The organism is Syntrophotalea carbinolica DSM 2380, assembly GCF_000012885.1.
Classification (GTDB): domain Bacteria; phylum Desulfobacterota; class Desulfuromonadia; order Desulfuromonadales; family Syntrophotaleaceae; genus Syntrophotalea; species Syntrophotalea carbinolica.
On sequence record NC_007498.2, the window covers coordinates 2165245 to 2177390 of the forward strand.

The 12146-nt window shown below is 57.5% G+C and carries 12 protein-coding genes; 5 read left to right on the forward strand and 7 right to left on the reverse strand.

Annotated elements, in window-relative coordinates:
- Positions 1–39: 39 nt before the first annotated feature.
- Entirely contained in the window at positions 40–1356 is a 1317-nt protein-coding gene (locus PCAR_RS10255) for a PhoH family protein (protein WP_011341594.1), read from the reverse strand.
- 446 nt (positions 1357–1802) lie between these two features.
- Between PCAR_RS10255 and PCAR_RS10260 the strand changes: the two genes are divergently transcribed.
- The 5 genes from PCAR_RS10260 to PCAR_RS19270 all read left to right on the forward strand — a co-directional run bounded on the left by PCAR_RS10260 (position 1803) and on the right by PCAR_RS19270 (position 6766).
- Complete coding sequence (locus PCAR_RS10260; protein ID WP_011341595.1) at positions 1803–4037, forward strand: vitamin B12-dependent ribonucleotide reductase; 2235 nt, start codon at positions 1803–1805, stop codon at positions 4035–4037.
- Positions 4009–4311, forward strand: coding sequence for a YcgN family cysteine cluster protein (locus PCAR_RS10265; RefSeq protein WP_011341596.1), 303 nt, complete (start codon positions 4009–4011; stop codon positions 4309–4311). Before PCAR_RS10260 ends, PCAR_RS10265 begins: the two co-directional genes overlap by 29 nt.
- 86 nt (positions 4312–4397) lie before the next feature.
- The gene (locus PCAR_RS10270; protein WP_011341597.1) at positions 4398–5720 is read left to right on the forward strand and encodes an MFS transporter; all 1323 of its coding nucleotides are present in this window, start codon (positions 4398–4400) and stop codon (positions 5718–5720) included.
- Positions 5717–6532 carry a glycerophosphodiester phosphodiesterase gene (locus PCAR_RS10275; protein ID WP_011341598.1) on the forward strand — a complete coding sequence of 272 codons (816 nt, stop codon included), beginning with the start codon at positions 5717–5719 and terminating at the stop codon, positions 6530–6532. The genes PCAR_RS10270 and PCAR_RS10275 overlap by 4 nt, the downstream gene beginning before the upstream one ends.
- Before the next feature lie 114 nt (positions 6533–6646).
- Positions 6647–6766 carry a rubredoxin-like domain-containing protein gene (locus PCAR_RS19270; RefSeq protein ID WP_011341599.1) on the forward strand — a complete coding sequence of 40 codons (120 nt, stop codon included), beginning with the start codon at positions 6647–6649 and terminating at the stop codon, positions 6764–6766.
- 71 nt (positions 6767–6837) lie between these two features.
- Here the strand turns inward: PCAR_RS19270 and mtaB are convergent, their stop codons facing one another.
- The 6 genes from mtaB to cysE all read right to left on the reverse strand — a co-directional run bounded on the left by mtaB (position 6838) and on the right by cysE (position 12092).
- Positions 6838–8136, reverse strand: coding sequence for a tRNA (N(6)-L-threonylcarbamoyladenosine(37)-C(2))-methylthiotransferase MtaB (gene mtaB, locus PCAR_RS10285; protein ID WP_011341600.1), 1299 nt, complete (start codon positions 8134–8136; stop codon positions 6838–6840).
- Positions 8133–9191: a tRNA 2-thiouridine(34) synthase MnmA gene (mnmA, locus tag PCAR_RS10290; protein ID WP_011341601.1), complete on the reverse strand. Its 1059-nt coding sequence runs from the start codon at positions 9189–9191 to the stop codon at positions 8133–8135. Before mnmA ends, mtaB begins: the two co-directional genes overlap by 4 nt.
- Positions 9192–9320: 129 nt before the next feature.
- Positions 9321–9689, reverse strand: coding sequence for a Fe-S cluster assembly scaffold protein NifU (gene nifU / locus PCAR_RS10295; protein ID WP_011341602.1), 369 nt, complete (start codon positions 9687–9689; stop codon positions 9321–9323).
- 55 nt (positions 9690–9744) lie between these two features.
- Positions 9745–10935 (reverse strand): cysteine desulfurase NifS, encoded by a 1191-nt coding sequence (nifS, locus tag PCAR_RS10300; protein WP_011341603.1) that lies wholly within the window; start codon positions 10933–10935, stop codon positions 9745–9747.
- A 23-nt stretch (positions 10936–10958) separates the two neighbouring features.
- Positions 10959–11402 carry an RrF2 family transcriptional regulator gene (locus PCAR_RS10305; protein WP_011341604.1) on the reverse strand — a complete coding sequence of 148 codons (444 nt, stop codon included), beginning with the start codon at positions 11400–11402 and terminating at the stop codon, positions 10959–10961.
- Positions 11403–11405: 3 nt separating this feature from the next.
- Positions 11406–12092 (reverse strand): serine O-acetyltransferase, encoded by a 687-nt coding sequence (gene cysE / locus PCAR_RS10310; protein WP_011341605.1) that lies wholly within the window; start codon positions 12090–12092, stop codon positions 11406–11408.
- Positions 12093–12146: the final 54 nt, after the last annotated feature.

The following is a 12146-nucleotide window of genomic DNA, read 5'->3' on the forward strand; positions in this document are numbered from 1 at the left end:
TTCTGAACCGGCAGCCCGTAAATCGAGGCATGCAGAAAATCAAAGCAGATTGGCCGCCAGTTCCGCCAACGGCGAACGCTCTCCGCGCATCAGGGTTATGTGCCCGGCAATGGATTGATTTTTGAATTTTTCCACGGCATAGGTCAGGCCATTACTCGATGAATCGATATACGGATTGTCAATCTGATACGGGTCGCCCGTCAGGACGATTTTGGTCCCTTCCCCGGCACGGGTGATGATCGTCTTGATTTCGTGAGGCGTGAGGTTTTGCGCCTCGTCGACAATCATGTACTGTTTAGGAATGGAACGCCCTCTTATATAGGTCAGGGGTTCGATTTCCAATATCCCCATTTCGACCAGCTCCTTGTAACCGCGCTTGCGCTTGCCGTGCTCATCGACCATGCCAAGCAACAATTCGACGTTATCGAAGATCGGTTGCATCCACGGAGCGAGCTTTTCCTCGACGTCGCCGGGCAAAAACCCGAGATCCCGACCGAGGGGAAAGATGGGCCGCGACACCAACAGGCGACTGTAACTGCCTTCATCGGCCGACTTGGCCAAACCCGCGGCAATGGCGAGCAGAGTCTTGCCGGTGCCGGCCTTGCCCACCAGGGTAACGAGCTGGATGTCATCGTTGAGCAACAGATCGATAGCGAATTGCTGTTCGCGATTGCGCGGGGTAATGCCCCACAACCCTTCCTTGGGAGGTTTAATCAGCGGTAAGACCCGTCCCAGGGCGGCATCGTAGCGCCCCACGGCCGTATGGGAGGTATTGCCCTCGTCGACCAGGGTCAAACACTGGTTATCGAAAAAATCACCGTCGACATCGATATACCCCTGACCGTAGAAGCGGTCAACCTGCTCGCGGGGCAGAACCGCCTCGTCCATACCGGAGTAGAGTTCTTCTATGGAAACCTTGTCCGACTCGTAATCCTGGGCATTAAGGCCGACGGCATCGGCCTTGATGCGCAAGTTGGTGTCCTTGGTGACAAACACCACGGGACAATTGCAGTCATCCTTCAGTTGCATGGCTACCGCCAGGATGCGGTTATCGCCACGATCCGCGCGCAGCTCCGGCGGCAGACGTTTAAGGGCCTGCTCGGAATAAAGAACCACCTTAAGCGTGCCCCCCTCAGGAAGTTGCACACCATCGATAAGGTGAGCCTGAGCGCGAAAGCTGTCCAGCAGACGCGAAACCTGGCGCGCATTGCGCCCTATTTCGCTGAGATCCTTTTTAAAGGTGTCAATTTCTTCGACAACCGTGATGGGAATCATCACATCGTTGTCCTTAAAACGGAGCAGAGCCTGAGCGTCGTGCAGCAGAACGTTGGTGTCCAGGACGAAAACCTTTTTCATGGCGCTCCCTTCAAAATGCCGAAATCGTTGGATGACGATACGCGGAAAACCTTGCAGGCCACGACCGGGGCCCGGCCATTTTTTGTGTACCCGGAAATGAAACACGGTGCATTGTGAAAAAAACTGTGTGAAACTACCACCGGGCGTCCGGTTTGGCAACCCCTTTGTCCTGCGTCGAAACGGGTTTCCCGCAGCGGAAGATACGATTCTCAACACATCGGGTGTATTCTACAATAACAGGTCATTCCAGGTAAAATTCATTTTGGAAAATCCGTCAACCGAAGGCCGGCCGGCTTACCGGGGGCGTTTCGGCAAAGGGCTTGCGGCAAACGCTACAGCGTGCTTGACACAACCCAAGATATTGTGGTTTAAAGACCCCTTTGGTACAGTATATTGTCAATGCGCACAAATTTCCCTTAAATAAAATACACAAAGGATCGTTGCATATGATGACCACCGCGGATCTTGCATCCCTGCTCAGCAAAAACGCCCTCACCGTTCTCAAGCGCCGCTATCTCAAGCGCGACCAGGATGGCCGGATTCTCGAAGATCCGGCGGACATGTTCCGCCGTGTGGCCGACGCCGTGGCCGACGCCGAAACCCGATTGGCTTCCGGCCAGGATGCCACATCCCTCGCCGACCGGTTTTACGACGCCATGACCTGCCTGGAGTTTCTGCCCAACTCCCCGACCCTGATGAATGCCGGACGGGAACTCGGCCAGCTGTCGGCCTGTTTCGTGCTGCCCGTCGACGATTCCATGGAGAGCATCTTCGAGGCCATCAAACAGACCGCCCTGATTCACAAAAGCGGCGGCGGCACCGGCTTTTCCTTTTCACGCATCCGCCCGGCAAACGATGTCGTCCTGTCCACCAAAGGCGTCTCCTCGGGACCGATCTCCTTCATGAAGGTTTTTGATGCCGCCACCGAGACCATCAAGCAAGGCGGCACCCGGCGCGGGGCCAACATGGGGATTCTGCGCGTCGACCATCCGGATATCATGGATTTTATTATGGTCAAAAAAGACCTTACGGTCCTGACCAATTTCAACCTTTCCGTGGGACTGACCGAGGCCTTCATGAAAGCCGTGGAAGAAGGTCAGGAATACGATCTGCTCAACCCGCGCACCGGTGAACCGCTTAAAAAACTCGATGCCCGCAAGGTCTTCGACCGGATTATCGACATGGCCTGGACCAGCGGTGAACCCGGAATCATCTTCCTCGATCGCCTCAACCGCGACAACCCGACCCCCCATGTCGGGGAAATAGAAGCGACCAACCCTTGCGGGGAGCAACCGCTGCTGCCTTACGAATCGTGCAACCTCGGCTCCATCAATCTGTCCCGCATGGTGACCGGCGATGGCGAAGTCGACTGGGAAAAGCTGCGTGACACCGTTCAGTTGGGCGTACGTTTTCTCGACAATGTCATCGAGATAAACCGCTACCCCCTGCCGCAGATATCGGAAATGACCTTGTCCAATCGCAAAATCGGTCTCGGCATCATGGGCTGGGCGGACATGTTGATACTGCTGGGGCTGCCCTACAACAGCAGCCAGGCCATTGCCTTGGCGGACAAACTGATGAACTTCATCACCACCGAAGCGCGCGCCACCTCTGTCAAACTCGCCGAACAGCGCGGCGCTTTCCCCAATTTCCCCGGCAGCAGCTACGATCAGGCCGGCGACGGACCATTGCGCAACGCCACCTGCACCACCATCGCCCCCACCGGAACCATCTCCATCATTGCCAACACCTCCAGCGGCGTGGAACCGATCTTTGCCGTTTCCTACATCCGCCAGGTCATGGATAACGACGTGCTCGTCGAGGTTCACCCCCTGTTCGAAGCCATCGCCCATAAAGAAGGCTTCTACAGTCCCGAACTGATGAAGGCCATCGCTGAAAAAGGCACCATCCAGGGGTTTGACGAAATCCCCGAAAAGGTGCGTAAACTCTTTGTGACCGCCCACGACATCACCCCCGAGGATCACATCCACATGCAGGCGGCCTTCCAGAAACATACGGACAATGCCGTGTCCAAAACAGTGAATTTCCCCCACTCGGCAACGCGCGAAGAAGTGGCCGAGGTTTACCGCCTGGCCTATAAGGAAGGGTGCAAAGGGGTAACCATCTATCGGGATGGCTCGCGGGACATGCAGGTATTGTCCGTCGCCAAAGCCGAAGAAAAACCGGAAGAGCCCGCGATTCCCGTCGAATCGGGCAAATCCGGGCACAAACGGGAGCGGCCCCGCGCTCTGACCGGAAAAACCTACCAGATGAGCACCGGCTGCGGCCCCTTGTACGTTACCATCAACCAGGACAACAGCGGTCTGTTCGAATTGTTCACCACCATGGGCAAAGCCGGCGGATGCGCCGCCAGCCAGTGCGAAGCCATTGGTCGGCTGGTATCGCTGGCCTGGCGCAGCGGCGTACAGGCGCGGCAAGTGGTCAAGCAACTGATCGGCATCACCTGCCATAAACCGGCCGGGTTCGGTGAAAATCGGGTAACCTCCTGTGCCGATGCGGTGGCCAGGGCGATCCTGACCCACATGCAGATGGAAACCGACGACGACTCCGTGATCAAAACCGTCAACAACGGCGGCGCCTGTCCGGAATGCGGAGGCCCGGTCGAGCACGAGGGAGGATGCTGCGTCTGTCATGCCTGCGGCTATTCGGAATGTGCCTGATAAATCGGCCGAGATGCAGGAATGGGAGGATATCTGCCGGCAATGCGGGGCCTGCTGCTTCGAAAAGCTTCCCGACAAACATGGGCGGCTATACACCAGCAACATCGCATGCCGGTTTCTGGATGTGGCCACCCGCAAGTGCAAGGTCTATCACAAGCGGTTTGACGTCGGCGAAGGATGTGTCAAACTGACCCCTGAAGTGGTCCGTGAAGCCGACTGGCTGCCGGAGGACTGCGCCTATGTCCAACATATGCGCCGCGAAAAAGAGAAGTGACAATCCGGCGTGCCCTATGGAACCCATGGGGCACACCGGATTTTAGGCGACAGCCTGCTTTTTCATAACCCGTGGGATCGAACACCATGCCTGACCCCGTAAAGACCAAACCCGCTCCGACACGCCGGCAGGCCTGGTTTGGCTGGTGCATGTACGATTGGGCCAACTCGGCCTTCGCCACAGTGATTCTGGCGGCGGTGCTGCCGGTATATTTCGTTTCGCTGGTCCCCACGGCAGGCGTCACACTGCCGATAATCGGAGGCCCGCTGAGCGCCTCGGCTCTGTGGAGCTATGCCGTGGCGGGATCCATGACCCTGGTGGCGCTTGCCGCGCCGGGCCTTGGCGCTATTGCGGATCGCAGCCGTTGCCGCCGACGCTGGCTGATGATCCTCTGCGTTACGGGCGCGTCTGTCACCTGCCTTCTGGCCCTGGCCGGCCCCGGCCGCTACCTGCTGGCGGCGGGTTTGTTCATGCTGGCCAACGCCTGTTTTGCCACCGCCAACATTTTCTACAATGCCTTTTTGCCGGCACTTGCCCAAAACCATGAAATGGACCGCCTGTCGGCCCGGGGATTCGCCCTGGGCTACGTTGGCGGCGGCCTGATGCTGCTGCTCACCTTTTTGCTGATCCAACACCATGACGTGATGGGTCTGGCAACCCCCTCGCAAGCCACACGTCTCGGATTTTTTTTGACCGGGCTTTGGTGGTTGTTCTTCTCCTTGCCGACGTTTTATTTTCTGCGCGAGGAAATGATTCCCCTGCCAAGCGTGAAATCGACCACGGCCACCGGTCTGCGCGCCATGTGGCAAGTCTGGAAAGAACTTCGGGACTATCCGGATCTGCTGCGTTTTCTGCTCGCCTACCTGTTTTACAACGACGGTATTCAGACCGTCATTGCGGTAGCCGCCATTTTCGGCAAGGATGAACTGGGACTGGGTACGACCAGCATTCTCGGCTGTTTTCTCATGATCCAATTCGTCGCCATGCCCGGCTCGCTGCTGTTCGCCCGCTTCGCCCACCTGTGGGGCGCCAAAAGAGCTATCCTGCTGTCCCTGGTTTTATTTACGGTGGTCACGGTATATGCCTACGCCATGCAACAGGCCTGGCAGTTCTGGCTCATGGGGTTGGTCGTCGCCCTGATCCTGGGCGGTAGTCAGGCCATCAGCCGCTCCTTGTTCGGAAGTTTGCTGCCACCTGGGAAAAATGCCGAATTCTACAGTTTTTATGCCGTCAGCGGCAAATTCGCCGCCATCCTCGGACCGGTTGCCTTCGGGCTGCTGGCCCAGATCACGGGCTCCAACCGCATGGCGATTCTCGGCCTGGGACTGTTCTTTGGGGCGGGTTTCGGCCTGTTGCTCTCCGTCAACGTGCAACGCGGCCGCGAGGCGGCCCTGGAGAAGACACCATGAAATCAAAGTATTTCGACCCACCGCGGCCAAGGCTGTTCGGTCACCGCGGCAACTCGGGCGATTTTCCGGAAAACACACTGCCCGCCTTTAGCGACGCCCTGGCCTGCGGCACGCCCTATCTCGAACTCGATGTGCGCGCTACCAAAGACGACGAAGTGGTTGTCATTCACGACGAGTCACTACTGCGCACCTGCGGCATCGACCGCCCCGTCGCCGGCCTGACCTTTGCCGAGCTTCAAAACTACGATGCCGGTGCGACCTTCACCCCGGACCAGGGGCGTTCCTACCCCCATCGCGGATGCGGAATCCGGGTACCGTTGCTGGCGGATGTATTGCAGGCTTTTCCCAGGGCCCTGTTCAATATCGAAATCAAACAGGAGACACCGGCGATGGAAACCGCCACCCTGGAAGTCATCCGGCGTGCAGACATGACCGAGCAGGTACTGTTGGCTGCGGAAAACGACGCGGTCATGGCCCGTTTGCGCCCCCTGTGCCAAACGGCCGGTATTCCGACCAGTTTCAGCTATGGCGAGCTGGTGAGCTTTTTCACCTGGCTGCAAGCCGGCGGACAATCCCCCTACCACCCGCCGGCACAGGCCCTGCAGATCCCCGAGACATACGAGGGGCAAACGCTGGTAACGCCCCAGTCCATCGCCGCAGCGCATACCCTTGGGATCGAAATCCACGTCTGGACGGTCAACCAAGCCCAAGACATGGAGCGCCTGCTGCGCATGGGGGTGGATGGCGTGATGAGCGACCGGCCTGCCGTTTTACAAAAAGTCGCCGCCCTCACCTTGCCCAACGATCATTAAAAAATGCCAGTGGCAACAAAATTACCCTTGACATATATAACCTGCGTGGTTATATATAGACCACGACTTGAAAGCACATCGGACATCCTGAATTTCTAACCGAGGGAGAAAGTTATGCCGAATACCAAAACCTGGCAATGTACTGTCTGTGGTCTCAAGCATGATGGCGACGCGCCTCCGAAAACCTGTCCCAAGTGCGGTGTCAACAGTAGCAAATTTATTAAAATCAAATAGTTGAGCACCCAGATCGCAACTGAAAAAAGCCCCGCATCCGCGGGGCTTTTTTGTTGCAGCACACTTAAACCTCAACCAACATCATCGATCAACTTGCCCAGCAAGGTTCCCTGCCGGGTTGTCTCCACACAAACAGTGGCCGTGCGTTGGTTCCAATGATCGTCGGTATCGAACTCCACAGGCAGATAATGCACGCTCAGACCGTGACGCTTGCTCCCCTGTTTGCTTCCTTCGACCACGACCTGCAGGTTCTTCCCGATAAAGCCTCGGGCGTATTCCGCCTGTTTCCCTTCTCCAAGCGCGCGCAGTTCGGCAGCACGTTGCCGCGCAACGGTGCCTGAAATCTGATGGCGCATGGTAGCCGCAGGAGTTCCGGGCCGCTTGCTGAAAGGGAAAACATGCAGGTGGGTGACCGGCAGATCCCTGACCAGAGCCAGGGTGTTGGCAAAGGCGTTCTCCGTCTCCCCGGGAAATCCCGTAATGATGTCCAGCCCAATGGCGGCCTGCGGCACCCGCAACTTGATGCCTTCCACCAGATTACGGAAATCCTTCACCGAATAATGGCGATTCATCGCCTTGAGCACGGCATCGTCGCCGGCTTGCAGCGGGATATGAAAATGCGGACAAAGCCGCTCACAGTGGGCCACCAGATCGATCAATTCCATGGAGACTTCCTGAGGCTCGATGGATCCGAGTCGCAGGCGGCTGACCTGGGTGTCGTCTAACAGCCTGCGTACCAGATCCGCCAGGCTCAGGGGCGGCTGCAGGTCGTTGCCGTAACCGCCGATATGAATACCGGTCAAAACAATCTCGGGAAAACCGGCGGTGCAGAACTTGCACACCTGGTCCACCACCTGTTGCGGCAAAGCGGACCGGCTGGGTCCCCGTGCATGGGGAATAATGCAATACGAACAGAAGGCATTGCAGCCATTTTGAATCTGCACGAAGGCACGGCTGCGGCTGCCAAAAGCGTTCAGGTCAAAGGTAACGCCGCGGGCCTGGCGGATATCCCCGACCTGCACCTTCGGACCGTCAGCGTCCAACCAATGCAGCAGTTCGCTCTTTTCTTCATTGCCGAGAACCCTGTCGACCCCCGGCAGATTTTGCACGGCTGCCGGATCGATCTGGGCATAACAGCCCGTCACAACCACCCGGCAAGCGGGGTTGAGTCGCCGGGCCCGACGTATGAGATTGCGCGACTGACTGTCGGTGGCCGCCGTTACGGTGCAGGTATTGACAATGACCAGATCCGCCCCGGCGCTGTAATCGATGCGCCGGTATCCGGCCTGTTCCAGCTGTTCGGCCATGGCCGCCGATTCGAACTGGTTGGTCTTGCACCCCAAGGTGACAATGGCAAAGCTCCCCTTCATGCAATCCAGCCCCCACCCAATACCCGGTCTTCATCGTAAAAAACCGCCGCCTGTCCGGGACTGACGCCGCTTTGCGGCTCATCGAAACGCACCTCCACCCGGTCGTTGCCAAGCACAACCAGCGTACACGGCGCTTCCTGATGACGGTACCGGATGCGACACCGGGCCTGCAACGGTTGCTGCGGCTGCGCGACGATCCAGTTGGTCCCGGTGGTGACCAACCGGTCGACGTGCAGGTGTTCCTTCTCACCGACAATCACCTGTTTTTTGGCCGCGTCGATAGCAACGACATACAGGGGTTCCGGCCAGGCGATACCCAGACCCCGCCGCTGACCGACGGTAAACCGATAGGCGCCACGGTGTTTGCCCAGCCGCTTGCCGGACACATGCACTATGGAACCTTCGGTATCTGTGGCATGGGACTGACGTTCCAGAAAGCCGATATAATCCCCATCCGGAATGAAACAGATATCCTGACTGTCGCCCTTTTGCGCCACATGAAGGCCGAGACGCTCAGCATGCGTACGCACCTCCTCTTTGCTCATTTCTCCAAGAGGGAAAACCACCCGCTGCAACTGCTGCTGTGTCAGGGTAAAGAGAAAATAGCTCTGGTCCTTTTGCCGGTTGCTCCCTTTGGCCAAAACCTTCAGGCCGTCATGCTCGACAATGCGGGCATAGTGGCCGGTCGCCAGGGCGTCGGCGCCAAGACGGTCGGCCTCCCGTAACAATCGGCTGAATTTAAAGACCCGATTGCACAGCACACAGGGATTGGGGGTGCGTCCGGATAAATACTCCTCGCAAAAAGGGGTGACCACCTGCTGCAGAAACTCCTCGCGCAAATCGACGACATGCAAAGGTATCCCCAGGTCGAATGCAACCTTGCGCGCATCACGTATATGAGCAGGCTCCCGGCCATCGCCAAGGGGCTCGGTATCCCAGACCCGCATGGTCACCCCGGAGACCTGATGCCCCTGCGCCAAAAGCAGGGCCGCGGCTACTGTGGAATCGACACCGCCACTCATAGCGACCAAGATATGCTTGTTCTTCTCTTTCATGACTAACCTTTACCCCGAGTCTCACCCATACCTTCACCACCGGAAGATACGCCATAGCCCGGGTTCATAACCGAAGGGCCACCCGCGCTGACGGGTGGCCCTTCGGAATTCGCTTCGGTAGATCTGCAATCAGGCGTTGGTTTCCTGGTAATTCTTGATGGCCTCATGCAGAGCATCGGCGGCCAGGTTGGAACAGTGCAGCTTGGGCGCAGGCAAGCCGCCGAGGGCATCGGCAACCTGATCGTTGGTCAGATCGAGGGCCTGCTGCAGGGTTTTACCGATGACCAGTTCCGACATCATGGAAGAGGACGCAATGGCGGCGCCGCAACCGTAGGTCTGAAACTTGACATCCTCAATGATATCGTTCTCAACCTTGAGAAAAACCTTCATGCGGTCACCGCAGGAAGAGCTGACTTTTTCGCCGACACCATCGGCATTTTCGATCTCACCAACATTACGGGGGTTGGTGAAGTGGTCGATAACTTTATCCGAATACATAAGGACTCCTTTTCATTATGAACTGAATCAGGCCCGTAGCGGGCATGGGTTGATTTCAGGAATTCGCCGTGGCTTTTGCGGCATCCCGCTCATGGTAAAAGGGACTCATATCGCGTAGTTTCTTAACGATATTGGGGAGGATTTCCAACACCTGGTCGACATCGGCTTCGGTATTGTCGTAACCGAGGCCAAAGCGTATGGCGGAATTGGCCATCATCGGATCGACACCCATGGCATCGATGACGTGGGACTGGCCTTCCAAATCGGACATGCAGGCGGAGCCGGATGAAGCGGCGATACCCTGCATATCGAGAAACAGCAGTACCGCCTCGCCCTCAATGTAATTGAAACTGATGTTGAGGGTATTGGGCAGGCGCATGGTGGGATGACCATTGACCTGACTCTCGGGGATGGCCGCCAGCAAGCCCTGCTCCAACCTGTCTCGCATGGCGGACAAGCGCTGTGCCGTGTTGCGAAGATCGGCGTCAGCCAGCTCACAAGCTACCCCCAGCCCGACGATCCCCGGCAGGTTGTGGGTGCCGGCCCGCCGATTGCGTTCCTGGTGCCCGCCGTGAACCAAAGGCGTCAAGCGGACACCTTTACGCACGTACAGAGCGCCAACCCCCTTGGGAGCACCGATCTTGTGGCCGGAAATCGCCAGCAGATCGACCTGGGCGGCGTCCACATCGACCGGTACCCGGCCGATGGCCTGCACCGCATCCGTATGAAAACAGATCTTGTGCTTGCGAGCCACGGCGCCGATCTTTTCGATGGGGAACAGGGTACCGGTTTCGTTGTTGGCCCACATGACGGAAATCAGTATGGTCTTGTCCGTTATAGCGGCTTCAAGAGAAGAAACATCCAGCATACCGTGCCCGTCAACGGGCAGGTAGGTGACTTCAAAACCGTGCTTTTCAAGATACTTGCAAGAGTTCAGCACGGCAGGATGCTCAACCGCGGTGGTAATGATGTGATTGCCGCGATCCCGGTAGGCATCCGCAACCCCTTTTATGGCAAGGTTGTCGCCTTCGCTGCCGCAGGACGTGAAAACCACTTCTGCTGGCGCGCAGTTGATAAGTTTTGCCACCTTCTCCCGGGCCGCCTCAAGGGCCGCCCCCGTTTCCCTGCCGGCCCAATGGACGCTGGAGGGATTGCCGAAATGCTCCTTGTAAAAAGGCAGCATGGCCTCCATCACCTCCGGTCGTACCGCGGTGGTGGCGTTGTTGTCCATATAAATCCGTTTCACCTCTGTTCCTCCCAGTAACACTTTCAAATTTCCCGCTGCTGACGGGTACCTTGCCGGATCACCGATGCCTCTCTGGACAACTCATCCAAAGTGATCGATGCCAGAAATTTCTTTATACGATGCCCCAAACCGGCCCAGACCATGTGCGTGAAACAGAGTTCTTCGCATTGGCATTCGCCCGTTTCATCCATGCAGGCCACCGGCATCAACGCTTCCTCCACGCTTTCGATGATTTCATCGACGCGGATTTCCTCAGCCGGCCGGGCCAGCACAAAACCGCCGCCAGGTCCACGTACGCTGCGGACGATTTTGCCGCGCCGCAACTTGGCCAGGATCTGCTCCAGAAACGTGACGGAGATGCCCTCCAGATCGGCGATAGCCTTGCTCGAAACGGGCGTATCGGCATTCTCGAGGCTGAGTCGAACCATAGCTCGCACGGCATATTGTGCCTTGGTAGACAAACGCATGAATTAGATGACCTCTTGTTTGCGATCGCCGGAGCACCGTGCTCCCCGTTCGCCTTCCAGTTCCTTGACACGCCGTTCAAGGGCATGCAGCTGATCGAACATGCAGGACATGGCCTTGCCTTCGGGATCAGGCAACTGGCCATGTTCCAGGTCGATCTGACTACCGACCTTTTCGCCGTTGGCATAGACCACCCGGCCGGGAATACCGACCACGGTCGAATTCTCCGGCACTTCGCGAACCACCACGGAATTCGCGCCGATCTTGCTGTTGTCACCGACCTTGAACGGCCCCAGAACCTTGGCGCCGGCACCGACCACGATATTGTTACCCAGGGTCGGATGGCGTTTTTCTTTAGCCCAGGAGGTTCCGCCCAGGGTCACGCCGTGGTAAAGGGTGCAGTCATCGCCGATCTCGGCTGTTTCTCCGATAACCACCCCCATGCCATGGTCGATAAAAAACCCACGCCCGATGCGCGCGCCGGGATGTATCTCGATCCCTGTAAACATACGCCCGAGATGGGATAAAAAGCGGGCCAGCAAACGGCATTTGCGTACCCACAAGGCATGTGCGAGACGATAAAAGAGCAAGGCATGGAAACCGGGATAGCAGAAAATAATTTCCGGAATACTGCGTACCGCCGGATCCCGATCGAAAACCGTCTTGATGTCCTGTTTCAACGTCCGTAGCACAAAAACCCCCTTGCGTGTTACATGAAAGGATGTCGTTGCGCTACGGATAACATG